This is a genomic window from Streptomyces sp. NPDC017991 (genome assembly GCF_044328075.1).
GTDB lineage: Bacteria > Actinomycetota > Actinomycetes > Streptomycetales > Streptomycetaceae > Streptomyces.
This window is the reverse complement of the sequence record NZ_JBIRGP010000002.1, coordinates 279,272-302,876: the sequence shown is the minus strand read 5'-3', so window position 1 is coordinate 302,876 and position 23,605 is coordinate 279,272. Positions and strand designations below refer to the sequence as shown.

Genomic DNA, 23,605 nt, shown 5'->3' with positions numbered 1-23,605 from the left:
TGCCTGGCCTCGTCCCGGGTGCCTCGCCGGAGGCTGTGCAGGACAGCGCGCCGGGCCTTACGCCCGGCCCTGTGCCGGGTACCGAGCCGGGCTTCGTGCCGGGTGCTGTACTGGGAACAGGGCAGGGCTCTATGCCCGGAACCGAGCCGGAGCTCACGCCGGGCCCTGCGCGGGACCTCACGGCAGGCCCTGTGCCGGGCCTCGCGTCAGCCTCCGCGCCGGGAACCGCACCGGACCTGACGCCGGGCCCTGTGCCGGGCCTCGCGCCGGCTCCCGCGCCGGACCTCACGCCGGGAACCGAGCCGGGCCTCACGCCGGGCCCTGTGCTGGGCCTCGTGCCAGCCCCTGTGCCGGGAACCGAGCCGGACCTAACGCCGGGAACCGCGCCGGACCTCACGCCAGCCCCCGCGCTGGCAACCGAGCCGGGAGCCGAGCCGGGCCCCGAGTCCGGAGCCGAGCCGGGACCCGCGTCGGAAGCCGTGTCGGCCGCCGGGCTGGGGGAGGTGGCGGTGCCCGGCATCGTGGCGGGCGTTGCGCCGGGGCTTGCGTCGGGGCTTGCGTCGGGTGAACCGCCGGGGGCCGGCGTCGGGGACGGGAAGGCGGCGCCGTACGTGCCCGGCCGGAGTGCCCTCGTCATAGAGGTGTCCGACCATCACCCCGAGCGGGTCGTGCGCGACGACAGTGCCGGGCGGCAGTACGACGCCGTCGAGTACGGCCGAGGTCTGCGGCTCGTCTCCGCGCTCTCCGACGCCTGGGGCATCACCTACCGCACCGGCACGAAGACCGTGTGGGCGCGGCTCCCCGCGGACACGGTCCCGACCGCCGAGGCGGCGGAGACCTACGAGGGCGAACACGCGCTGCGGCGCGGGCGGCGGGCCGCCGAGATCCTCGCCCCCGCACCCCGGCGCACCGTGCAGGACCAGGACTGGCTCAACCGCGGCGCCCTCTCCTTCCTCGCCGAGGCCTCCGACCTCCTGGGCGGACAGCTCGACGAGGACCTGGTCGCGGCCCTCACCGGACAGCTGGTCGTGCCGCGGCTCGCCGACTGGTGCGCGGTGTGGCTGGAGGACGAGGCGCCGGGCCGCTCCGACGGAGGCCTCGTCGGCGGACCGCGCCTCGCCCGCGTCTGGCACGGCAGCGAGAACCGCATGGAGGAGCTGCGCCGGCTCCTGGAGAAGGACCCGCCCGAACTGCCCGAGTCGGCGCGCTCCGGACCCGTACCGATGCGCTGGCCCGCCGAGGCCCTGGGCGCCAAGGCGGAGAACGGCTCGGCCCTCGCGTTCCGGCTGATCGCGGGCGGCAGACCGCTCGGCGCCCTCGTCATCGGACGGGCCGGACAGGACCCCTTCCCGGACGAGATCACCGGGCTCGTCGAGGACCTCGGCCGCCGCGTCGCGCTGGCCATCGGAGCGGCCCGCCAGTACGCCCGCCAGGCCACCATCAGCCGCGTACTGCAGCGCGGCCTGCTGCCCGGCGCGGTCGCCGAGATCCCCGGGGTGCGCAGCGCCCTCGTCTACGAGCCCTGCGACAAGGGCGGACCGAGCGGCGACTTCTACGACCTCTTCCCCGCCGGCGACGGACGCTGGTGCTTCGCCCTCGGCGACGTCCAGGGCAAAGGGCCCGAGGCGGCCGTCGTCATCGGCCTCGCCCGGCCCTGGCTGCGGCTGCTGGCCCGCGAGGGATACGCGGTGCCGGACGTCCTGGACCGGCTCAACCAACTGCTCCTCGACGACGCCACCGAGACCGCGGACGCGGCGGCCCGCGCCCTCGTGGCGGCCGGCGGCCAGGGCCTCGCCGACGAGGGCCCGCAGAACCGGTTTCTCTCTCTCCTCTACGGCGAGCTCGTCCCCGTCGAGGGCGGGGTGCGCTGCACCGTGGCCTCCGCCGGACACCCGCTGCCGCTGCTCCTTGAGCCCTCCGGGGAAGTCCGCGAGGTGGCCCGGCCGCAGACCCTCCTCGGGGTCTTCGAGGACGCCAGCTACCGCTGCGAAACCTTCGAGCTGTGCCCCGGCGACAGCATCCTGTGCGTCACGGACGGTGTGACGGAGCGGCGCAACGGACATCGGCAGTTCGACGACGAGGAGGGGCTCGCCGCCGCGCTCAACGGCTGCGCGGGACTGAACGCCGATCTGATCGCCGAGCGCATCCGGCGACTCGTGCACGAGTTCGGCGGAAAGCCGCCGGAGGACGACCTGGCCCTGCTGGTGCTGCAGGCGGAGTAGGCGGAGCGGAGTAGGTGGCGTAGGCGGGCAGGGCCGCGTAACCCTGCGTACGGGTACATCCGTGCGTACGGGCACGTCCGCGCGTGCGGGACAATGGAGGACATGCCTTCCGCACTTCCCGACGGCGAGCCCGTCCCCGACGACGGGGCGCTGCCCGCGCACGCCCTGGCCGACGCGGCCGACCGCCCGCTCGGGTTCTATCTGCACGTCCCGTACTGCGCGACGCGCTGCGGCTACTGCGACTTCAACACGTACACGGCGACGGAGCTGCGCGGCTCGGGGGGCGTGCTGGCCTCCCGTGACAACTACGCCTCGACCCTGATCGACGAGGTCCGCCTCGCCCGCAAGGTCCTCGGCGACGACCCGCGGCCCGTCCGCACGGTCTTCGTCGGCGGCGGTACGCCCACACTGCTGGCCGCCGGCGATCTCGTACGGATGCTGGGGGCCGTCCGGGACGAGTTCGGGCTCGCGGACGACGCGGAGATCACCACGGAGGCGAATCCGGAGTCGGTGGACCCCGAGTACCTGGCCACGCTCAGGGCCGGCGGGTTCAACCGGATCTCCTTCGGCATGCAGAGCGCGCGCAAGCATGTGCTGCAGATCCTCGACCGCACCCACACCCCCGGCCGGCCCGAGGCGTGCGTCGCCGAGGCCCGCGCGGCCGGCTTCGACCATGTGAACCTCGACCTCATCTACGGCACACCCGGCGAGAGCGACGACGACTGGCGGGCCTCGCTCGACGCGGCGATCGGCGCCGGGCCCGACCATGTGTCCGCGTACGCGCTGATCGTCGAGGAGGGGACGCAGCTCGCTCGGCGCATCCGGCGCGGCGAGGTGCCGATGACCGACGACGACGTCCACGCGGACCGCTACCTGATGGCCGAGGATCGTCTGTCGCAGGCGGGGTTCTCCTGGTATGAGGTCTCCAACTGGGCCACCTCGGAGGCCGGGCGGTGCCTCCACAACGAGCTGTACTGGCGAGGGGCCGACTGGTGGGGGGCCGGGCCCGGCGCGCACAGTCATGTGGGCGGGGTGCGGTGGTGGAACGTCAAGCATCCCGGGGCGTACGCGGGGGCCCTGGCGGGTGGGCGGTCGCCCGGGGCGGGGCGTGAGCTGTTGTCCGAGGAGGACCGGCGGGTCGAGCGGATCCTGTTGGAGCTGCGGTTGCTGTCGGGGTGTCCGTTGTCGCTGCTGCGGGCGGAGGGGCTCGCGGCGGCCGCGCGTGCGGTGGGGGAGGGGCTGCTTCAGGCCGGTCCTTATGGGGAGGGGCGGGCCGTGCTCACCCTCCGGGGGCGGTTGTTGGCGGACGGGGTGGTCCGGGACCTGGTGGACTAGGGCCGTTTCCTCGCCCCCGCCGCCCCTACCCTCCCCCATCGTCCACGCATGGGGGCTGCGCCCCCTCGCCCCCCGTGTCGCGCTGCGCGCTCGTCCTCAAACGCCGGACGGGCTGAAACGGATTCAGCCCGTCCGGCGTTTGAGGACCGGGGGTTCGGGGGCAGCGCCCCCGAGGGACGTCTCTACTCCGGGGTCGTGACGAAGTCGATCAGTTCCTCCACCCGGCCCAGGAGTTCCGGCTGGAGGTCCCGGTACGAGTGGACCGAGTCGAGGATCCGCTGCCACGCGGCCCCCGTGTTCTCCGGCCAGCCGAGCGAGCGGCAGACGCCGGTCTTCCAGTCCTGCCCGCGCGGTACCCGGGGCCAGCCGGGAATGCCGACGGACGCCGGTTTCACCGCCTCCCAGACGTCGATGTACGGGTGGCCCACGACCAGCGCGTACTCGCTCGTCACGGCCTCCGCGATACGCGACTCCTTCGTGCCGGGGACCAGGTGGTCCACCAGGACCCCGAGCCGCGCGTCCGGCCCGGGAGCGAACTCGTCGACGATGGCGGGCAGGTCGTCGACGCCCTCCAGGTACTCGACGACGACGCCCTCGATGCGGAGGTCGTCGCCCCACACCCGCTCCACCAGCTCGGCGTCGTGGCGGCCCTCGACGTAGATGCGTCCCGCGCGGGCCACCCGGGCCCGCGCACCCGGCACGGCGACCGACCCCGACGCCGTGCGCGTAGGGCGTACCGGCGCGGCGGACGGGCGTACGAGGGTCACCACGCGCCCCTCAAGGAGGAAGCCGCGCGGCTCCAGCGGGAACACCCGGTGCTTGCCGAAGCGGTCCTCCAGCGTCACCGTCCCCGCCTCGCAGCGGATCACGGCACCGCAGAACCCGGTCCCGGGCTCCTCGACCACGAGCCCGGGATCCGCCGCGACCTCGGGCACGGGCTTGGGCTTCTTCCACGGAGGGGTCAGATCCGCTGAGTACTGGCGCATTCGGATGACGATAGGAGAAGCCCGGTCCCGGCAGGTACACCGACACCCCCTCGGCAGGCCCGAACACCGTTCACGGCACGTCGAAGCGCCGGGCCAGCGCCTCCCGTTGGGCCCGTACGAACGCCGCGTCCACCACCGCCCCGTGCCCGGGCACGTACAGCGCGTCCTCGCCCCCGAGGGCCAGCAGGCGGTCCAGCGCGGCGGGCCAGTGGGAGGGCACGGCGTCCGGCCCGGCCTGGGGTTCGCCGGACTCCTCGACGAGGTCGCCGCAGAAGACGATCTCCGGGGAGCCGGGCCCGGCCACCAGGACCGCGAGGTCGTGGCCCGTGTGCCCCGGCCCCACGTTCGCCAGCAGGACCTGCCGGCCGCCACCCAGGTCGAGCGTCCACTCGCCGGAGACGAGATGCCGGGGCCAGACCAGGAGATCCGCCGCCTCGGCCGCCTCCCCGGGATCGGCGCCGTTGCGCACGGCGTCCGCGAGCAGTTCCTCCCGGCCGTCGCCGAGAACCCTCCCCCAGTCTCGGCTTCGCCCGACCGGGGGGACCCCCGTGGCGCCCACCGCGCCGAACACCTCGGCCCCCGCGAACGCCGCCGCCCCGAAGACATGGTCGAAGTGCGGATGCGTGAGCGCGAGGTGCGTGACGCGCCCGCCCCCGAGCAACCGCCGCGCCCGCGTGCGCAGCCACGCGCCCTCCCGCACGCTCGATCCCGCGTCGATCATGAGTGCCGCGTCCTCGCCGGCCACGAGCCCGGCCGTGCAGTCCCACCCCGGGAGGCGGCAACGCCCCACGGACGGGGACAGCTCCTCCCAGCCGGATCCGTCGCGTCCGGACTCCTCCCACATCACGTCCATGCGCCGACGCTAACCCCGTCGGCTGCGCCTGCATGTTCCCGACAGAGCGGGACACCCTCGTACACGTCGCCTGTCCGATGTGCCCGGCGTCACGACATCGCAGGCCCGCCCTTGCCCAGGCCGCACCCACCGGCCGTACACTTGGCGCGGGGATGCTGGCACTCGCGCGCACTGAGTGCCAGGCGAGGCCACCGAAGACGACTGATGACGACCGACGACGACCGATGACCGCGCGGAAGACCACGGGAGGTGTGCGCGATGCTCAGTGAACGCAGGCTCGAAGTGCTGCGCGCCATCGTCCAGGACTACGTGGGCACGGAGGAGCCGGTCGGCTCGAAGGCGCTCACGGAGCGCCACCGGCTGGGTGTGTCACCGGCGACCGTCCGCAACGACATGGCGGTCCTGGAGGACGAGGGGTACATCGCGCAGCCGCACACCAGTGCGGGGCGCATCCCCACGGACAAGGGATACCGCCTCTTCGTCGACAAGCTCGCGGGCGTCAAGCCGATGACCGCGCCCGAGCGGCGGGCGATCCACCACTTCCTGGACGGCGCCGTCGACCTCGACGACGTCGTGGGGCGGACCGTGCGGCTCCTCGCGCAGCTCACCCGGCAGGTGGCCGTCGTCCAGTACCCCTCACTCACCCGCTCGACCGTGCGTCACGTGGAGCTCCTGTCGCTGGCCCCGGCCCGCGTCATGCTCGTACTGATCACGGACACCGGGCGCGTCGAGCAGCGCATGGTGGACTGCCCGGCCCCCTTCGGGGAGGTCTCGCTGGCGGATCTGCGCGCGCGGCTCAACAGCCGGATCACGGGGCGCCGTTTCGCGGATGTGCCTCAACTGGTGCAGGATCTCCCCGACGCCTTCGAGGCGGAGGACCGGGGGACGGTCGTGACAGTGCTCTCCACCCTCATGGAGACTCTTGTCGAGGAGACCGAGGAGCGGTTGATGATCGGCGGCACCGCCAACCTGACGCGCTTCGGACATGATTTTCCCCTCACCATCCGTCCGGTGCTGGAAGCGTTGGAGGAGCAGGTCGTGCTCCTCAAACTGCTGGGTGAGGTCAACGATTCGGGCATGGCCGTACGGATCGGTCACGAGAACGCCCATGAGGGACTCAACTCCACTTCTGTGGTGTCGGTCGGCTACGGTTCGGGCGGCGAAGCAGTCGCCAAACTCGGCGTGGTCGGACCGACGCGCATGGATTACCCCGGAACGATGGGAGCGGTACGAGCGGTGGCACGGTACGTAGGACAGATCCTGGCGGAGTCGTAAGTGGCCACGGACTACTACGCCGTACTCGGCGTGCGCCGCGACGCGTCCCAGGACGAGATCAAGAAGGCATTCCGGCGGCTCGCCCGCGAGCTGCACCCGGACGTCAATCCCGATCCGAAGACGCAAGAGCGCTTCAAGGAGATCAACGCCGCGTACGAGGTGTTGTCGGACCCGCAGAAGAAGCAGGTCTACGACCTCGGCGGCGACCCGCTGTCCCAGGCGGGCGGCGGTGGCGCCGGTGGCTTCGGCGCGGGCGGCTTCGGCAACTTCTCGGACATCATGGACGCGTTCTTCGGTACGGCGTCGCAGCGTGGCCCCCGGTCCCGCACGCGGCGCGGCCAGGACGCGATGATCCGGCTGGAGATAGAGCTCGACGAGGCGGCCTTCGGCACGACGAAGGACATCCAGGTCGACACGGCCGTCGTCTGCACCACCTGCAGCGGTGAGGGCGCGGCCCCCGGCACCTCCGCGCAGACCTGTGACATGTGTCGCGGTCGCGGCGAGGTGTCCCAGGTCACGCGGTCCTTCCTGGGGCAGGTCATGACGTCCCGGCCGTGTCCGCAGTGCCAGGGCTTCGGGACGGTCGTTCCGACGCCGTGCCCCGAGTGCGCGGGCGACGGACGGGTGCGCTCGCGCCGGACCCTGACCGTGAAGATCCCCGCCGGTGTCGACAACGGCACCCGGATCCAGCTCGCGGGCGAGGGCGAGGTCGGCCCCGGTGGCGGCCCCGCCGGCGACCTGTACGTGGAGATCCACGAGCTGCCGCACAACATGTTCCAGCGGCGCGGCGACGACCTGCACTGCACGGTCACCATCCCGATGACCGCGGCGGCGCTCGGCACCAAGGTCCCGCTGGAGACGCTCGACGGGCTCGAAGAGGTCGACATCCGCCCCGGAACGCAGTCCGGGCAGTCGATCCCCAAACACGGGCGCGGGATCACCCATCTGCGGGGCGGCGGGCGCGGCGACCTCATCGTGCACGTCGAGGTCATGACGCCCACGAAGCTCGATCCCGAGATGGAGCGGGTCCTGCGGGAGCTGGCTCAGCTGCGGGGCGAGGAGCGGCCCACCGGGCAGTTCCAGCCCGGTCAGCAGGGCTTGTTCTCCCGGCTGAAGGACGCCTTCAACGGCCGTACCTGACAGGTGGACCGCTGGTGACCGCCGGGCGCGCCGCAGGATGATTCCTGTGGCTTATGCCCGGCGGACGGCCGGATTCGGACTTGTACGGAGGACGTGACAACATGCCGTCATGTCCTCCGCGCTGACCGATCTTTTCCCCCTCCCGATCGTGCAGGCCCCGATGGCGGGCGGCGTCTCCGTGCCGCAGCTCGCCGCGGCCGTGTCCGAGGCCGGGGGGCTCGGTTTTCTCGCCGCCGGCTACAAGACGGCCGACGGCATGTACCAGGACATCAAGCAGCTGCGCGGGGCCACGAGCCGGCCGTTCGGCGTGAACCTGTTCATGCCCCAGCCCGAGTACGCGGACCGGTCGGCCGTCGAGGTGTACGCCCACCAGCTCGCCGGTGAGTCCTCCTGGTACGAGACCGAACTGGGCGACCCCGACAGCGGACGCGACGACGGCTACGACGCCAAGCTCGCCGTCCTTCTCGACAACCCGGTGCCGGTCGTCTCCTTCCACTTCGGCTGTCCCACCCGCGACGTCCTGGACTCCCTGAGCCGGGCCGGCACGCTCACCCTGGTCACCGCGACCACCGCCGAGGAGGCGCAGGCCGTGCAGTGGGCGGGCGCCGACGCGGTGATCGTGCAGGGCGTCGAGGCCGGCGGCCACCAGGGCACCCACCGCGACAACCCCGAGGCGGACGGCTCCGGCATCGGACTCCTGTCGCTCGTCGCACTGGTCCGCGAGACCGTGCAGATCCCGATCATCGCGGCCGGCGGCATCATGCGCGGCAGCCAGATCGCCGCCGCGCTCGCCGCCGGCGCGAGCGCCGCCCAGCTGGGCACGGCCTTCCTCGCCACCCCCGAGTCCGGCGCCAACGCCCTGCACAAGCAGGCGCTGACCAACCCCCTCTTCGTCCGTACGCAGCTGACGCGGGCGTTCTCCGGCAGGCCCGCGCGAGGGCTGATGAACCGCTTCATGCGCGAGCACGGGCCGTACGCGCCCGCCGCCTATCCCGAGGTGCACCACCTCACCTCCGCGCTGCGCAAGGCTGCCGCCAAGGCGGGGGACGCGCAGGGCATGGCGCTGTGGGCGGGACAGGGGCACCGGCTCGCCCGCGAACTGCCCGCCGGGCAACTGGTGGAGGTGCTCGCGGCCGAACTCGCCGCGGCCAGGACAGCGTTGTCGGCCGAGCAGGGCGGGGGCGCCGGGCGATGACCGCGCCGGTGTTCGTGGTGGACGAGGTGCCCGGCGGGCCCGAGTTCGTGCTCGACGGGCCCGAGGGGCGGCACGCCGTCTCCGTGAAACGGCTGCGCACCGGTGAGGACGTGGTCCTCACCGACGGGCTCGGCCACTGGGCCGAAGGAGTCGTCAAGACGGCCGAGGGCAAGGACCGGCTCGTCGTGGCGGACCTCCACGTGCACGAGGAGCCGCCGCCCGCCCCGCGCATCACCGTCGTACAGGCGCTCCCCAAAGGTGATCGCGGTGAACTCGCCGTCGAGACCATGTCGGAGACCGGCGTCGACGCGATCGTCCCCTGGGCGGCGTCCCGTTGCATCACGCAGTGGAAGGGCGAGCGCGGGCTGAAGGCGCTGGCGAAGTGGCGGGCCACCGCGCGCGAGGCCGGCAAGCAGTCGCGGCGGGTGCGGTTCGCGGAGGTCGCGGACGCGATGACGACCAAGCAGGTTGCCGCGTTTCTCGCCAAAGCGGAGTTCGCGGCGGTGCTGCACGAGGATCGGCTGTACCCGGGGTTGCCGCTCGCGACAGTCGAACTCCCTTCCGAGGGGGAGATCGTGCTGGTCGTCGGGCCCGAAGGGGGCGTGTCCCCCGAGGAGTTGTCGATGTTCACCGGGGCCGGGGCGAAGGTGTGCCGACTGGGGCGAAGCGTGTTGCGGACGTCCACGGCGGGGACCGCGGCGGGTGCGCTGCTGCTGGGCCGGACGGGGCGCTGGTCGTAGCGCCGGCTTCGTCCGCGCGTTCGGTGGGGGTGGCCGTACGGGATCGCGCAGTTCCCCGCGCCCCTAGGTGCCTGGGCTTGTCCCGGCGTTTGAGGAGCAGGGAGTTGAGGGCCGGCGCACAGGACTGCGCAGTTCCCCGCGCCCCTGGGGGGCCTGGGCTCGTCCGGCGTTTGAGGAGCAGGGAGTCGAGGGTCGGCGCACAGGATTGCGCAGTTCCCCGCGCCCCTGGGGGACTGGGGGCGCGGGGAACTGCGCGATCGGCCCCACTGGCCCGCAGACGACAGCGAACGGTCAGGTCGGCTCTCCAGGGGCGCGGGGAACTGCGCGAACGGCCCCCACCGGCCCGCAGACGACTCACTTAGCCCGGCCGGCGTTTGAGGACGAGGGGTTCGGGGGCTGGCCCCCGAGGGGGTGAGCGTGGCCGCATGGGGTCTACCGCGCGAGGGCGACCAGTGGCACGCTGCCGTGCATGGTGGCACTGAGGCGTATACGGCACCGCGGCCCGGCGATCGGCCTGGCCGCCGTCTCGGCCGTGTTCGCGCTGGTCGCGTGTGAACCGGGCGACGGCCTGAACACCGCGGCCGTCGCGATCACCACCGACCAGAAGGGCACGAGCGAGCTGGAGAAGCGGGGCGTCGACGTGCGCTGGCTCACCTGCACCGCCGCGTACGGCGAGAAGAGCGCGTCCACACCCTCGGCGACCGTGCGCAACGTGGCGTCCGTCGACTGCGTGGGCGAGACCGGCGACGGGCAGGACATCAGCATCAAGGGCCAGGTGACGCAGGAGGTCAACGGCACCTGCGTACGCGGCGATCTCACCTCCACGGTGGGCGGCAAGGAGGTGTTCCGGGCGAACGTCCTCGGCAACTGCCGGGCGAACACACCGCCCGTCGACAACCGGACGACTCCGCCCGCCGGCCAGCCCGGGGCGACCGTCACCGTCACCCGCACCGTGACCGTGTATCCGAACCCGAGTTGCTCCTGCATCTCGGGAAAGTGATCAATGCGACGAAGCGCCCGGCCGGTGAAGTGATCGAAAGCTCTGGTCGCGGCTGGGACGGCTGCATAGGGTGATCGGGTGACACAGCCTGCATCCGCCGCATCCGCATCCGCCGCATCCGCCGCGACCTCCGCGTATCTCCGGTATCCGCACCTGCACGGTGAGTTGATCGCCTTCACCGCCGAGGACGACGTCTGGGTGGCGCCGCTCGACGGCGGCCGTGCCTGGCGGGTCAGCGCCGACAACGTGCCCGTGAACCATCCACGGATCTCCCCGGACGGGACCACCGTCGCCTGGACCTCGACCCGCGACGGCGCCCCCGAGGTGCACATCGCCTCCGTCGACGGAGGCCCCGCCAAACGCCTCACGTACTGGGGCAGTTGGAAGACCCAGGTGCGCGGCTGGACCCCGCAGGGTGAGGTCCTCGCGCTCAGCACGCAGGGCCAGGCGAGCCTGCGCCGCAGCTGGGCCCGCGCGATCCCGCTCGACGGCGGACCCGCGACCACCCTCCCGTACGGGCCCGTCGGCGATGTGGCCCACGGCCCCGGCGGCACCGTCCTGCTGTCCGCGCCCATGGGCCGCGAGGCCGCCTGGTGGAAGCGCTACCGGGGCGGCACCGCGGGCAAGTTGTGGATCGACCGCGAGGGGGAGGGGGAGCGCGGGGAGTTCGTACGGCTGCACGCCGACCTCGACGGGAACCTTGAGTACCCCTCGTGGGTCGGGGAGCGGGTCGTCCTCCTCTCCGATCACGAAGGCGTGGGAGCCGTGTACTCGTCCCTCGCCGACGGATCGGACCTGCGACGGCACACCGGGATCGAGGGCTTCTACGCCCGGCACGCCTCCACCGACGGGACCCGCGTCGTGTACGCGTCCGCCGGTGAACTGTGGATCCTCGACGACCTCGACGGGGCCGAGCCACGCCGGCTCGACATCCGGCTCGGCGGCCAGCGCGTCGATCTGCAGCCCCATCCCGTGAACGCCTCCCGCTGGTTCGGGGCCGCCGCCCCCGACCACACCGGACGCGGCAGCGCGGTCGCCGTGCGCGGAGCCGTCCACTGGGTCACCCACCGCTCCGGGCCCGCCCGCGCCCTCGCCGCCGAACAGGGCGTACGGGCCAGGCTGCCCCGCACCTTCCGCGCCGACGGCGAGGAGCACGTGGTGTGGGCGACCGACGCGGAGGGCGACGACGCGCTGGAGTTCGCCCCGGCGACCGGCGTGGCACCCGGCGCGACCCCGCGCAGGCTCGCCGCCGGACAGCTCGGCCGCGTACTCGCCCTCGCGATGGCACCCGACGGCAGCCGGGCCGCGGTCGCCTCGCACGACGGACGCGTCCTGCTCGTCGAGCGCGAGACCGGCGAGGTCCGCGAGGTCGACCGCAGCGAGGACGGCGAGGTCACCGGGCTCGTCTTCTCCCCCGACTCCGCCTGGCTGGCCTGGTCGCACCCCGGCCCGCGCCCGCTGCGCCAGCTCAAGCTCGCCAACACCGCCGACCTGTCGGTGACCGAGGCGACACCCCTGCGATTCCGCGACTACGCGCCCGCGTTCACCCTCGACGGGAAGCATCTGGCCTTCCTGTCCGCACGGTCCTTCGACCCCGTCTACGACGAGCACGTCTTCGACCTCGCCTTCGTCGGGGGCTCCCGGCCGCACCTCATCACCCTCGCCGCCACCACCCCCTCGCCCTTCGGACCGCAGCGGCACGGCCGGCCCTTCGAGGCGCCCGACAAGGACGAGACCCCCGACAGCGAGGGCTCCCCGGCCACCCGGATCGACCTCGACGGGCTCGGCGACCGCATCGTGCCGTTCCCCGTGGAGGCCGCCCGCTACACGAGTCTGCGGGCCGCCAAGGACGGACTGCTGTGGCTGCGGCACCCCGTGCGCGGTGTGCTGGGCGCCTCCCGCGCCACCCCCGACGACCCGGACCCCAAGACCGACCTGGAGCGCTACGACCTCGCCCAGCAGCGCATCGAACACCTCGCCTCGGACGCCGACGGCTTCATGGTCACCGGCGACGGCAAGCGGATCCTGCTGTGGACCGACGGCAAACTGAAGGTCGTACCGAGCGACCGGCGCGCCTCGAACGACGACGAGAGCGACACCAACATCACCGTCGACCTGTCGCGCATCCGCCAGAGCGTCGACCCGGCCGCCGAGTGGCGCCAGATGTACGACGAGACCGGCCGCCTCATGCGCGACAACTTCTGGCGCCCCGACCTGGGCGGCACCGACTGGGACGGCGTACTGGACCGCTACCGGCCCGTCCTCGAACGGGTCGCCACCCACGACGACCTGGTCGACCTCCTCTGGGAGGTGCAGGGGGAACTCGGCACCTCGCACGCGTACGTCATGCCGCGCGGCGGATTCGGGCACGGGGAACGGCAGGGGCTGCTCGGCGCCGACATCTCCCGCCACGAGGACGGCCCGCAGGGAGCGCCGCTGTGGCGTATCGACCGCATCCTGCCGTCGGAGACCTCCGACCCCGACGCGCAGTCGCCGCTCGCCGCGCCCGGAGTCGCGGTGCGCGCGGGCGACGCGATCGTGGCCGTCTCCGGGCAGCCCGTCGACCCGGTCGCGGGACCCTGGCCGCTGCTCGTCGGCACGGCCGGCAAACCCGTCGAGCTGACCGTCTCCCCGGCGGGCGGCGGCGATCCGCGGCACGCGGTGGTCGTGCCCATGTCCGACGAGGAGCCGCTGCGCTACCACGCGTGGGTCGCCGACCGGCGTGCCTATGTGCACGAGAAGTCCGGCGGACGGCTCGGATATCTGCACGTGCCCGACATGCAGGCGCCCGGCTGGGCGCAGATCCACCGCGACCTGCGGATCGAGGTGGCGCGGGAGGGACTTGTCGTGGACGTCCGCGAGAACCGCGGCGGGCACACCTCCCAGCTGGTCATCGAGAAGCTCGCCCGGCGGATCGTCGGCTGGGACCTCGCGCGGGGGATGCGGCCGACGAGTTATCCGGAGGACGCTCCTCGCGGGCCCGTCGTCGCCGTCGCCAACGAGTTCTCCGGGTCGGACGGGGACATCGTGAACGCAGCGATCAAGGCGCTGGGGATCGGGCCCGTCGTCGGTACGCGTACATGGGGCGGTGTCGTCGGGATCGACAGCCGGTACCGGCTGGTCGACGGGACGCTGGTCACTCAGCCCAAGTACGCGTTCTGGCTTGAGGGGTACGGGTGGGGGGTGGAGAACCACGGGGTCGATCCGGACGTCGAGGTGGTCCAGGCGCCGCAGGATTACGCCGCCGGGCGGGATGTTCAGCTCGACGCGGCTGTGCGGATCGCGCTGGAGGGGCTCGCCGACAATCCGCCGAAGGTGGCTCCGGAGTTGCCGGAGGCGTGAGAGGGCGTTCGTCGGGTGCGGGTGCGTGGGGGCGGTCGCGCCGTTCCCCGCGCCCCTGATGGGGCACTCCCGGTCGGTACCATGCCGGGGCATCGATCAACTCGGGCTGAGGAGGCTGCGTGATGGCAGGGGAACCGCAGGACGACTGTCTGTTCTGCAAGATTGTCGGGGGGAAGATTCCGGCGACCCTCGTTCGTGAGACCGGGACGACTCTGGCGTTCCGGGACATAAACCCGCAAGCACCCACCCACATCCTGGTGATCCCGAAGGTCCACCACCCGGACGCCGCCTCCCTCGCCGCCGCCGAACCGGAGATCCTCGCCGACGTCGTGCGCGAGGCCGGCGAGGTCGCCGCCGAGGAGAAGCTCGACAGCTACCGCCTCGTCTTCAACACGGGGAGCGGAGCGGGGCAGACCGTCTTCCACGCGCACGCCCATGTGCTGGGCGGCCGCGGTCTGCAGTGGCCCCCCGGATAGCGAGAACCGGATAACGAGAAGCCGGACAACCCGACGTGTCCGTACGTGAATTGGTGGTCCTCGGGACCGCCAGCCAGGTTCCCACCCGGCACCGCAACCACAACGGCTATCTGCTGCGCTGGGACGGCGAGGGCATCCTCTTCGATCCCGGCGAGGGCACGCAGCGGCAGATGCTGCGTGCCGGGGTGGCCGCCCACGACCTGCACCGGATCTGTGTCACGCACTTCCACGGCGACCACTCGCTGGGCCTGGCCGGGGTGATCCAGCGGATCAACCTCGACCGGGTGCCGCACGAGATCAGCGCCCACTACCCGCGCTCCGGGCAGAGGTTCTTCGACCGGCTGCGGTACGCGACCGCCTACCGCGAGACGGTCGCGCTCACCGAGGCGCCGGTGGACGCCGACGGGGTCCTCGCGTCCACGAGGACGTACACGCTCGAAGCCCGCAGGCTCTCCCATCCCGTCGAGTCGTACGGCTACCGGCTCGTCGAGCCCGACGGGCGGCGGATGCTGGGCGACCGGCTCGCCGCGCACGGGATCAAGGGTCCGGACGTGGGGCGGATCCAGCGGGAGGGCGTGCTCGGGGACGTCCTGCTGGACGACGTCAGCGAGGTGCGGCGCGGGCAGCGGTTCGCGTTCGTCATGGACACCCGGCTGTGCGACGGGGTGTACGCGCTCGCCGAGGGCTGCGACCTGCTCGTCATCGAGTCGACGTTCCTGGACGAAGACGTACGGCTCGCCGTCGACCACGGGCACCTGACCGCCGGGCAGGCGGCGACCGTGGCGCGGGACGCGGGCGTACGGCATCTGGTGCTCACGCACTTCAGCCAGCGGTACTCGGATCCGGGGGAGTTCGAGCGGCAGGCACGGGCCGCCGGGTTCGAGGGGGAGCTGACGGTGGCGCACGATCTGCTGAGGGTGCCGGTTCCGAAGCGTCGGTGAAACACCCGTACCATGCTTCGATGCACCTCCCCAAAGCTGAACTGCACCTGCATATCGAAGGCACGCTGGAACCCGAGCTGGCCTTCGCCCTGGCCGCCCGCAACGGGATCACGCTGCCGTACGCGGACACGGACGAGCTTCGCAAGGCGTACGAGTTCGCCGATCTGCAGTCGTTCCTGAACCTGTACTACGGGCTCATGGCCGTGCTGCGGACCGAGGACGACTTCGCGGACCTCGCCGACGCGTATCTCGCGCGCGCCGCCGCGCAGGGAGTGCGGCACGCGGAGATCTTCTTCGACCCGCAGGCGCACCTCGCGCGGGGCGTCGGCATCGGCACCGTGGTGGAGGGGCTCGGGCGGGCGCTCCACCGCGGCGAGGCCGCGCACGGGATCTCCACCCAGCTGATCATGTGCTTCCTGCGGGACGAGTCCGCCGGGTCCGCGCTGGAGACCCTGGAGGCCGCGAAGCCGTACCTGGCGCCGAGCGGCCCGATCGTCGGCGTCGGACTCGACTCCGCCGAGGTCGGCCACCCGCCGGCCAAGTTCCGTGAGGTGTACGAGGCCGCCGCCGCGCTCGGACTGCGACGGGTCGCGCACGCGGGCGAGGAGGGGCCGCCCGCGTACATCACCGAGGCGCTCGACGTGCTCGGGGTCGAGCGGATCGACCACGGACTGCGCTGTATGGAGGATCCGGAGCTGGTGGCCCGGCTGGTGCGGGACCGGGTGCCGCTGACGCTGTGCCCCCTGTCCAACGTGCGGCTGAGGGCCGTCGACGTGCTGGCGGAGCACCCGCTGCCCGCGATGCTCGACGCGGGACTGCTGTGCACCGTCAACTCCGACGACCCCGCGTACTTCGGCGGATACGCCGGGGACAACTTCGACGCGGTGCGTACGGCGCTGGGGCTCTCCCCGGAACGGCTGCGCGAACTGGCCCGGAACTCGTTCGTCGCCTCGTTCCTCGAACACGACGAGGAGCGGCGGGCCCGGTACATCGCCGAGGTGGAGGCGTACGAGTTCGGGGCCTGAGGGCCTGATGGTGGTGTGGTTCAGGGCGTGGGCGCCGACGGTGACGTGCCCGAGTTCCGGGGGCCCGCCGTGCCGAACTCCTCTCGCGCGGGCTGCGGGTGGTCCACGGTGATCTCCACCACGGGCTGTTCCACCGGTTGTCGCGCCGGCTGCTCCACGGGGCCTCCGCGCCGGACCGGTTCCGGGCCCCGGAGCACGGGGCCGCCCGTGGTGCGCAGGGCCACCGCGGCCAGCGGCACGGCCAGCAGGACCAGGGCCGTCGCGAGGACCCAGCCCATCGCGGGATAGCCCGCCGCAGCCGACAGCAGGCTGCCCGCCAGGGGGCCGCACGCCGTGCCGAGGGAGGACGCCGAGCCCGCCAGAACGGCCCAGCGGCCGTGCGGGTCGAGCGACGCGGCCAGGCTGATCAGGTAGGAGAGGACCACCGGGTAGAGGGCGTTCCAGGCGATCTCGCCCACGGCGAAGCTCGTCAGACCGTCCGCGCCCGCGCTGACCACGATGCACACCGCGATCAGGGCGGTGCCCGCCCCGACGGGCAGCGCCCGGCCGATGCGGGGTCCGAGCGCACCCGCGCACAGCACGCCGAGCAGGCCCGCGCCGAGGGCCGCCGCGAAGACCACCCCGACCGTCGCCTCGCCCAGACCCGCCTGCCGGGTCCCGATGTGGCTGCTGACGCCCCAGAGGGAGTTCTGGGCCAGGGACCAGCAGAGCATGGCCGCGGCGAGCACCAGGCCCGGCCGGCGGTGCGGCAGCGGGGGCGGAGGCGTCGAAGCGGGGCGACGGGCGGTCGTCGGGACCTCACCGGAGCCGCCGGGCAGACGGGCGGTCGCGGGCCATACGAGGGCCGCGGTGAGCGCCACCGCCGCGAGGGGCAGGCCGTGGCCCGGACCCAGGTGGGGGACCGTCAGATAGACGGCCGCCGCGAGCGCGGAGACGCTCAGCAGGCCCAGGGTCGTGGTGCGGTGGGGGTCCCGCCGGGCGGCCGTACCGGCCGCGGCGACCGTGGTGGCCGTGCCGGAGCCCAGACCGCCGACGAGCGCGCCGGCGATGACGGTGGGTACGTCGGCCGACAGCGCGGCCGTGCCGTAGCCGGCCACGGCGAGCAGCAGGCCCGCGCGGGCCAGGCGCCTGGCGCCCAGCCGGTGGATCCGGGAGGCGAGGGCGAAGCCCGCCGCGGCCGAGCTGAGCAGCAGCAGACTGCCGACGGCGCCTGCCTGTGTGGCGGAGAGGGGGAGGGCCGCGTCGAGTCTGCCGACGGTGGTGGGCAGCAGGTACGGGCCCAGACAGCCCGCCGTGAAAAGGGCGACGAGGGGCCAGGACGGAGCGGTGGAGCGGGCGGACACGGGCGTTCCCTGGGCATGCGGACGGAAAGGGGGGCCAAGCGAGGGGAGTTGGTGCGGCCGTCGACGGACAGGAACGCGCGGGCAATTTGTATCAAGCGGAAGGGTGGATTCGATAAGCCGCAAGGTGTGATCTGGAGCACTTGCTGTTTGAGAGGTGAAGCTCCGGGTAACAGAGCGGGATTTCGGCCTGTCCTGAGCCTGAACCGGAGCGGGAGGCGACCCGCGGCCGACGGGACGCGAGGGCCCGGCGTGACCCTCCCCGCCCTGAAGAGCGTTTGGTGCACACTGGCCTGAATCCGCACCACTCAGGGGAGCGCACCGTGACCGCGTCCAACGGGAAGGGACCGTACCGACAGGCCCAGTTCGACCCACTCGCCGAACTGCGCCGCTCCGACGACCCGCCCTGGGACGTCTACCTCACCGGCACCGTCTTCCTCGACATCATCTTCACCGGACTCGACTCCGCCCCCGTCCGCGGCACCGAGTCGTGGGCCCGCGGAATGGGCTCCAGCCCCGGCGGCGTCGCGAACATGGCGACCGCGCTCGCCAGGCTCGGCCTGAAGACCTCGCTCGCGGCGGCCTTCGGGGACGACCACTACGGGGAGTACTGCTGGGACGCCCTGGAGCAGGGCGAGCACATCGACCTCTCCGCGTCCCGCACCGCGCCCGGCTGGCACTCCCCGGTGACCGTCTCGATGGCGTACGAGGGTGAGCGGACCATGGTCAGCCACGGCCACGAGCCGCCCCCGGAGGAGCCCGCGCCCGACTGCTCGCCCCGCGCGCGGGCGGCCGTCGCCTCGCTGACGCCGGGCACCAGCGCGCACTGGATCGCCGGGGCGGCGCAGCGGGGCACCCGGATCTTCGCCGACGTCGGCTGGGACGACACGGGCCGCTGGGACCTCGCCGGCCTCCCCGACCTGCGGCACTGCGAGGCGTTCCTGCCGAACGCCGAGGAGGCCATGCGCTACACGGGCGCCTCGTGTCCCCGCGCCGCCGCGCACGCGCTCACCGAGCACGTGCCGCTCGCCGTCGTCACCCTGGGTGCCGAGGGCGCGTACGCCGTGGACCGCCGGACCGGCGAGACCGCGGAGGTTCCGGCCATCGAGGTCGAGGCGATGGACCCGACCGGGGCCGGGGACGTCTTTGTCGCCGGGTTCGTGACGGGCACGCTGGCCGGCTGGCCGCTCGCCGACCGCCTCGCCTTCGCGGGCCTCACCGCGGCCCTGTCGGTGCAGGAGTTCGGTGGATCGCTGTCCGCGCCCGGCTGGTCGGAGATCGCCGCCTGGTGGCGCCGCGTGCAGTCCTACGACCACCAGGATCCCGCGGCGCTCGGCCGGTACGCCTTCCTGGAACCGCTGCTTCCGGAGAGCGCCCGGGCCTGGCCCCTGCGACGGGCCGTACCGACGATCGGATTCCGCAGATCCGCCTGATCCGCCTGATCTGCCTGATCCGTGCGAGGAGACACCCGTGGGGCCACAGGTGCGGTGGAAAAGTCCTACGGGGTTGTCGGTGCCCCGACGTACTCTTGGAGACACCAGGCTGCCGTACCGGCAAGCGTGTCTCACCGAGGAGGATGAGCAGGCCTACAGAGCCGGCCCATGACTCAGACACCCACAGCTCACACCCCCGCGCAGGGGCAGTCACGAGCCCATTTCACCGTCCCCGCCGCGCACCCCATGGTGACCGTGCTGGGATCAGGGGACGTCCTCCTGCGCGTGATCGAGAAGGCCTTCCCGGCGGCCGACATCCACGTCCGGGGCAATGAGATCAGCGCCGTCGGCGACGCCCGTGAAGTGGCCCTCGTCCAGCGACTGTTCGACGAGATGATGCTGGTGCTCCGCACCGGACAGCCGATGACGGAGGACGCGGTGGAACGCTCGATCGCCATGCTGCGGGCGACGGAGAACGGGGAGGGCGACGGCCCGGAGACCCCGGCCGAGGTCCTCACACAGAACATCCTGTCCTCGCGCGGACGCACCATCCGCCCCAAGACGCTCAACCAGAAGCGGTACGTCGACGCCATAGACAAGCACACCATCGTCTTCGGCATCGGCCCCGCCGGTACGGGCAAGACCTACCTCGCCATGGCCAAGGCCGTGCAGGCACTGCAGGCCAAGCAGGTCAGCCGCATCATCCTGACCCGCCCGGCGGTCGAGGCGGGAGAGCGGCTCGGCTTCCTGCCCGGCACGCTCTACGACAAGATCGACCCCTACCTGCGCCCGCTGTACGACGCGCTGCACGACATGCTCGACCCGGACTCGATCCCCCGCCTGATGGCGGCGGGCACGATCGAGGTCGCGCCACTGGCCTATATGCGGGGTCGCACGCTCAATGACGCCTTCATCATTCTGGACGAGGCGCAGAACACCAGCGCCGAGCAGATGAAGATGTTCCTCACCCGGCTCGGTTTCGATTCGAAGATCGTGGTCACGGGTGATGTGACGCAGGTCGACCTGCCGAGCGGCACCAAGTCCGGTCTGCGTCAGGTCCAGGACATCCTGGAGGGCCTCGACGACGTCCACTTCTCGCGGCTCACGACCCAGGACGTCGTCCGGCACAAGCTGGTCGGCCGTATCGTCGACGCGTACGAGAAGTACGACAGCCAGAACGGCACGGAGAACGGCACCCACAAGGGCGCCCGTACCAAACGGAAGTAGACCAGCGCGACCATGTCGATCGACGTCAACAACGAGTCCGGAACCGAGGTCGACGAGCAGGCGATCCTCGACATCGCCCGCTACGCCCTCGCGCGGATGCGTATCCACCCGCTCTCCGAGCTCTCGGTGATCGTCGTGGACACCGACGCCATGGAGCAGTTGCACATCCAGTGGATGGACCTGCCGGGCCCCACGGATGTCATGTCGTTCCCCATGGACGAGCTGCGGCCGCCCGCGAAGGACGACGAGGAGCCGCCGCAGGGACTGCTCGGTGACATCGTGCTGTGCCCGGAGGTCGCCGAGCAGCAGGGCAAGGACGCCGAGACGCAGCACTCCATGGACGAGGAACTCCAGCTCCTGACCGTCCACGGAGTGCTGCACCTGCTCGGGTACGACCACGAGGAGCCCGACGAGAAGGCCGAGATGTTCGGTCTGCAGGCCGCCATCGTGGACGGCTGGCGTGCGGAGAAGGGCCTCGACGGCCCCTCCCCGGCCCCGACCGTCTCATGAGTCCGCAACTGGTCCTGGGTGCCATCGCCCTCGTCGTGATCGCCTGGCTCGCCGCCTGCGCGGAGGCCGGCCTCGCCCGCGTCTCCAGCTTCCGCGCCGAGGAGGCGGTACGGTCCGGCCGCCGCGGCAGCGCCAAGCTCGCCCAGGTCGCCGCCGACCCGACCCGCTATCTGAACGTGGCGCTGCTGGTGCGCGTCGCGTGCGAGATGGCGTCCGCCGCCCTCGTCACGTACGCCTGCCTGAAGGAGTTCACCGAGACCTGGCAGGCGCTGGCCGTCGCCATCGGCGTGATGGTCCTCGTCTCGTACGTCGCCGTCGGTGTCTCGCCGCGCACCATCGGCCGCCAGCACCCCCTGAACACGGCCACGGCATCCGCGTACGTGCTGCTGCCGCTGGCCAGGATCATGGGGCCGATCCCGCCCCTGCTCATCCTCATCGGCAACGCGCTCACGCCCGGCAAGGGTTTCCGGCGCGGGCCCTTCGCCTCCGAGGCCGAGCTGCGCGCGATGGTCGACCTGGCGGAGAAGGAGTCGCTCATCGAGGACGAGGAGCGCCGCATGGTGCACTCCGTCTTCGAGCTGGGCGACACGCTGGTCCGGGAGGTCATGGTCCCGCGTACGGACCTGGTGGTCATCGAGCGGTACAAGACCATCCGGCAGGCGCTCACCCTCGCCCTGCGCTCCGGTTTCTCGCGTGTCCCCGTCACCGGGGAGAGCGAGGACGACATCGTGGGGATCGTGTACCTGAAGGACCTGGCCCGCAAGACGCACATCAGCCGGGACGCGGAGAGTGAGCTGGTGTCCACGGCCATGCGGCCCGCCGCGTTCGTGCCGGACACGAAGAACGCCGGTGACCTGCTGCGCGAGATGCAGCAGGACCGCAATCACGTGGCCGTCGTCATCGACGAGTACGGCGGCACGGCCGGCATCGTCACCATCGAGGACATCCTTGAGGAGATCGTCGGCGAGATCACCGACGAGTACGACCGTGAGCTGCCGCCCGTGCAGGACCTCGGCGACGACCGCTACCGGGTGACCGCCCGGCTCGACATCGGTGACCTCGGCGAGCTGTACGGCTTCGAGGCGTACGACGACGAGGACGTGGAGACGGTCGGCGGACTGCTCGCCAAGGCGCTCGGCCGTGTGCCGATCGCCGGGGCGTCCTCGGTCGTGGAACTGCCCGACGGCCGTGAGCTGCTGCTGACGGCCGAGGCGTCGGCGGGGCGCCGGAACAAGATCGTCACGGTGCTGGTCGAGCCCGTTGTCGCGGCCGACGCCGATTCCGCTGCCCCGGAGGAGAAGCCGGAGTGACCCCGCAGGAGCTGCGCACGCTCTGCCTGTCCTTCAACGCGGCCGTGGAGGAGTTCCCCTTCAACCCGGAGACCTCGGTCTTCAAGGTGCTGGGGAAGATGTTCGCGCTCAGCTCCCTGGAGGGCACTCCGCTGACGGTCAACCTGAAGTGCGACCCCGAGGACGCGGTGCGGCTGCGCGGCGAGCACGAGGGGCTGATCATCCCGGGCTGGCACATGAACAAGCGCCACTGGAACACCGTGACCGTGGACGGCTCGCTGCCCGACCGGCTCGTCCGGGAGCTGGTCGAGGACTCGTACGACCTGGTGGTGGCGGGGTTGCCGCGGGCCGAGCGGCTGCGGCTGGACCGGCCCTGAGCGGTCGTACGTATGCTCTGGGCATGACCGACAGCACCGCGCTCGATCCCGAGGACCGCAAGATCGTCACCCTGGCCCGTGCGGCCCGGGCCCGCAACGGGGTGCCCGAGGGGGCGGCCGTGCGGGACGACAACGGCCGTACGTATGTGGCGGGCACCGTCGCACTGCCCTCGCTGCGGTTGAGCGCGCTGCGGACGGCGGTGGCGATGGCTGTCGCCTCGGGGGCTACGTCTTTGGAGGCGGCGGCGGTTGTGGTGGGCGGGGGGGAGCCGTCGTCCTTGGCGGACGATGACCTCGCGGCGGTGCGGGATCTTGGTGGTGCGGCCACGCCGGTGTTTGTCGCGGGGGCGGACGGGGTGGTGCGGGCCGTGGTGACCGCGGGCTGAGGGTTCTCGTCCGCGGGCCCGGTGGGGGCGGGTCGCGCAGTTCCCCGCGCCCCTAAAAACCGAAAAGCCTGCGCCGTTCCCCGCGCCCCTAAAAGCCAAAAGATTGCGCCGTTCCCCGCGCCCCTGGATGGGCTGGCGCGCCCCCGCACCCGAGAGCCGGGGCGCAGCCCCGCTCCAAGGGGCGCGGGGAACGGCGCAATCTTTTGATCTTCAGGGGCGCGGGGAACGGCGCAGGCTTTTGGCTTGGGGGCGCGGGGAACTGCGCAATCTTTCAGGTGCGCGTGCGACGGCGAGTCGGGCGCTTCAGGGGCGCGGGGAACTGCGCGACCGGGGGAGTGGGGGCGGAGCTCCCAGGGGGAGCCCGCTGGAGCGGAAGAATCACCACCGTTTCTCTTGCAATCGTGAGGCGCTCGCGCCTCAATAGACGCCAGCTCTTCCGACGGGCCGTCAGATCCGCGTCGGCAGCCAGTCGTCGGCGAAGCGCCCGTCGGCCGTCCCCACACGGCAATTCCC

20 protein-coding genes are annotated in these 23,605 nt (G+C 72.3%); 17 read left to right on the top strand and 3 right to left on the bottom strand.

The genetic code is table 11. The features are described from left to right. Positions 1-410 precede the first annotated feature (410 nt). Together ACH4DZ_RS05935 and hemW are read left to right on the top strand one after the other, a co-directional pair. Positions 411-2,222 (top strand): SpoIIE family protein phosphatase, encoded by a 1,812-nt coding sequence (locus ACH4DZ_RS05935; protein ID WP_398286213.1) that lies wholly within the window; start codon positions 411-413, stop codon positions 2,220-2,222. A gap of 102 nt (positions 2,223-2,324) precedes the next feature. Continuing rightward, the gene (gene hemW / locus ACH4DZ_RS05930) at positions 2,325-3,557 is read left to right on the top strand and encodes a radical SAM family heme chaperone HemW (protein ID WP_398285713.1); all 1,233 of its coding nucleotides are present in this window, start codon (positions 2,325-2,327) and stop codon (positions 3,555-3,557) included. 182 nt (positions 3,558-3,739) lie between these two features. Here hemW and ACH4DZ_RS05925 read toward each other — a convergent pair whose 3' ends face one another. Further along, complete coding sequence (locus ACH4DZ_RS05925; RefSeq protein WP_398285712.1) at positions 3,740-4,543, bottom strand: DUF3097 domain-containing protein; 804 nt, start codon at positions 4,541-4,543, stop codon at positions 3,740-3,742. Between the two features lie 70 nt (positions 4,544-4,613). Continuing rightward, positions 4,614-5,396, bottom strand: a complete 783-nt coding sequence (locus ACH4DZ_RS05920; protein ID WP_398285711.1) for an MBL fold metallo-hydrolase — start codon at positions 5,394-5,396, stop codon at positions 4,614-4,616. A 258-nt stretch (positions 5,397-5,654) separates the two neighbouring features. Between ACH4DZ_RS05920 and hrcA the strand changes: the two genes are divergently transcribed. The 9 genes from hrcA (at position 5,655) to ACH4DZ_RS05875 (ending at position 16,530) form a co-directional block, all read left to right on the top strand. Beyond that, the gene (hrcA, locus tag ACH4DZ_RS05915; protein WP_398285710.1) at positions 5,655-6,671 is read left to right on the top strand and encodes a heat-inducible transcriptional repressor HrcA; all 1,017 of its coding nucleotides are present in this window, start codon (positions 5,655-5,657) and stop codon (positions 6,669-6,671) included. Beyond that, positions 6,672-7,811 carry a molecular chaperone DnaJ gene (gene dnaJ / locus ACH4DZ_RS05910; RefSeq protein ID WP_398285709.1) on the top strand — a complete coding sequence of 380 codons (1,140 nt, stop codon included), beginning with the start codon at positions 6,672-6,674 and terminating at the stop codon, positions 7,809-7,811. A gap of 109 nt (positions 7,812-7,920) precedes the next feature. Further along, the gene (locus tag ACH4DZ_RS05905) at positions 7,921-9,006 is read left to right on the top strand and encodes a nitronate monooxygenase (RefSeq protein WP_398285708.1); all 1,086 of its coding nucleotides are present in this window, start codon (positions 7,921-7,923) and stop codon (positions 9,004-9,006) included. After that, positions 9,003-9,746, top strand: a complete 744-nt coding sequence (locus tag ACH4DZ_RS05900) for a 16S rRNA (uracil(1498)-N(3))-methyltransferase (RefSeq protein ID WP_398285707.1) — start codon at positions 9,003-9,005, stop codon at positions 9,744-9,746. The genes ACH4DZ_RS05905 and ACH4DZ_RS05900 overlap by 4 nt, the downstream gene beginning before the upstream one ends. A 469-nt stretch (positions 9,747-10,215) precedes the next feature. After that, the gene (locus ACH4DZ_RS05895; protein WP_398285706.1) at positions 10,216-10,746 is read left to right on the top strand and encodes a hypothetical protein; all 531 of its coding nucleotides are present in this window, start codon (positions 10,216-10,218) and stop codon (positions 10,744-10,746) included. Positions 10,747-10,824: 78 nt separating this feature from the next. After that, on the top strand, positions 10,825-14,088 hold the full coding sequence (locus ACH4DZ_RS05890; RefSeq protein WP_398285705.1) for a S41 family peptidase: 3,264 nt from the start codon (positions 10,825-10,827) through the stop codon (positions 14,086-14,088). Between the two features lie 122 nt (positions 14,089-14,210). After that, positions 14,211-14,564: a histidine triad nucleotide-binding protein gene (locus ACH4DZ_RS05885; protein ID WP_398285704.1), complete on the top strand. Its 354-nt coding sequence runs from the start codon at positions 14,211-14,213 to the stop codon at positions 14,562-14,564. A gap of 35 nt (positions 14,565-14,599) precedes the next feature. Further along, positions 14,600-15,505, top strand: coding sequence for a ribonuclease Z (locus tag ACH4DZ_RS05880; RefSeq protein ID WP_398285703.1), 906 nt, complete (start codon positions 14,600-14,602; stop codon positions 15,503-15,505). Between the two features lie 20 nt (positions 15,506-15,525). Then, positions 15,526-16,530, top strand: a complete 1,005-nt coding sequence (locus ACH4DZ_RS05875; RefSeq protein ID WP_398285702.1) for an adenosine deaminase — start codon at positions 15,526-15,528, stop codon at positions 16,528-16,530. Positions 16,531-16,550: 20 nt separating this feature from the next. Here ACH4DZ_RS05875 and ACH4DZ_RS05870 read toward each other — a convergent pair whose 3' ends face one another. Then, positions 16,551-17,873, bottom strand: coding sequence for an MFS transporter (locus tag ACH4DZ_RS05870; protein ID WP_398285701.1), 1,323 nt, complete (start codon positions 17,871-17,873; stop codon positions 16,551-16,553). A 320-nt stretch (positions 17,874-18,193) separates the two neighbouring features. On the opposite strand from ACH4DZ_RS05870, the gene ACH4DZ_RS05865 reads away from it, so the two are divergent. From ACH4DZ_RS05865 to ACH4DZ_RS05840, 6 genes are all read left to right on the top strand, one after another. Beyond that, positions 18,194-19,303 (top strand): carbohydrate kinase family protein, encoded by a 1,110-nt coding sequence (locus tag ACH4DZ_RS05865; protein WP_398285700.1) that lies wholly within the window; start codon positions 18,194-18,196, stop codon positions 19,301-19,303. Between the two features lie 168 nt (positions 19,304-19,471). Then, positions 19,472-20,530 (top strand): PhoH family protein, encoded by a 1,059-nt coding sequence (locus ACH4DZ_RS05860; protein WP_398285699.1) that lies wholly within the window; start codon positions 19,472-19,474, stop codon positions 20,528-20,530. A gap of 12 nt (positions 20,531-20,542) precedes the next feature. Continuing rightward, on the top strand, positions 20,543-21,040 hold the full coding sequence (ybeY, locus tag ACH4DZ_RS05855; RefSeq protein ID WP_398285698.1) for an rRNA maturation RNase YbeY: 498 nt from the start codon (positions 20,543-20,545) through the stop codon (positions 21,038-21,040). Then, positions 21,037-22,350 carry a hemolysin family protein gene (locus tag ACH4DZ_RS05850; protein WP_398285697.1) on the top strand — a complete coding sequence of 438 codons (1,314 nt, stop codon included), beginning with the start codon at positions 21,037-21,039 and terminating at the stop codon, positions 22,348-22,350. Before ybeY ends, ACH4DZ_RS05850 begins: the two co-directional genes overlap by 4 nt. Further along, on the top strand, positions 22,347-22,706 hold the full coding sequence (locus tag ACH4DZ_RS05845) for an MmcQ/YjbR family DNA-binding protein (RefSeq protein ID WP_398285696.1): 360 nt from the start codon (positions 22,347-22,349) through the stop codon (positions 22,704-22,706). Before ACH4DZ_RS05850 ends, ACH4DZ_RS05845 begins: the two co-directional genes overlap by 4 nt. Positions 22,707-22,729: 23 nt before the next feature. Beyond that, positions 22,730-23,092: a cytidine deaminase gene (locus tag ACH4DZ_RS05840; protein WP_398285695.1), complete on the top strand. Its 363-nt coding sequence runs from the start codon at positions 22,730-22,732 to the stop codon at positions 23,090-23,092. Positions 23,093-23,605: the final 513 nt, after the last annotated feature.

Coding starts and splice junctions, on each gene's coding strand:
- hemW (WP_398285713.1), top strand. CDS start 2,325: ATGCCTTCCGCACTTCCCGACGGCGAGCCCGTCCCCGACGACGGGGCG.
- ACH4DZ_RS05925 (WP_398285712.1), bottom strand. CDS start 4,543: ATGCGCCAGTACTCAGCGGATCTGACCCCTCCGTGGAAGAAGCCCAAG.
- ACH4DZ_RS05920 (WP_398285711.1), bottom strand. CDS start 5,396: ATGGACGTGATGTGGGAGGAGTCCGGACGCGACGGATCCGGCTGGGAG.
- hrcA (WP_398285710.1), top strand. CDS start 5,655: ATGCTCAGTGAACGCAGGCTCGAAGTGCTGCGCGCCATCGTCCAGGAC.
- ACH4DZ_RS05905 (WP_398285708.1), top strand. CDS start 7,921: ATGTCCTCCGCGCTGACCGATCTTTTCCCCCTCCCGATCGTGCAGGCC.
- ACH4DZ_RS05900 (WP_398285707.1), top strand. CDS start 9,003: ATGACCGCGCCGGTGTTCGTGGTGGACGAGGTGCCCGGCGGGCCCGAG.
- ACH4DZ_RS05895 (WP_398285706.1), top strand. CDS start 10,216: ATGGTGGCACTGAGGCGTATACGGCACCGCGGCCCGGCGATCGGCCTG.
- ACH4DZ_RS05885 (WP_398285704.1), top strand. CDS start 14,211: ATGGCAGGGGAACCGCAGGACGACTGTCTGTTCTGCAAGATTGTCGGG.
- ACH4DZ_RS05875 (WP_398285702.1), top strand. CDS start 15,526: ATGCACCTCCCCAAAGCTGAACTGCACCTGCATATCGAAGGCACGCTG.
- ACH4DZ_RS05860 (WP_398285699.1), top strand. CDS start 19,472: ATGACTCAGACACCCACAGCTCACACCCCCGCGCAGGGGCAGTCACGA.
- ybeY (WP_398285698.1), top strand. CDS start 20,543: ATGTCGATCGACGTCAACAACGAGTCCGGAACCGAGGTCGACGAGCAG.
- ACH4DZ_RS05850 (WP_398285697.1), top strand. CDS start 21,037: ATGAGTCCGCAACTGGTCCTGGGTGCCATCGCCCTCGTCGTGATCGCC.
- ACH4DZ_RS05840 (WP_398285695.1), top strand. CDS start 22,730: ATGACCGACAGCACCGCGCTCGATCCCGAGGACCGCAAGATCGTCACC.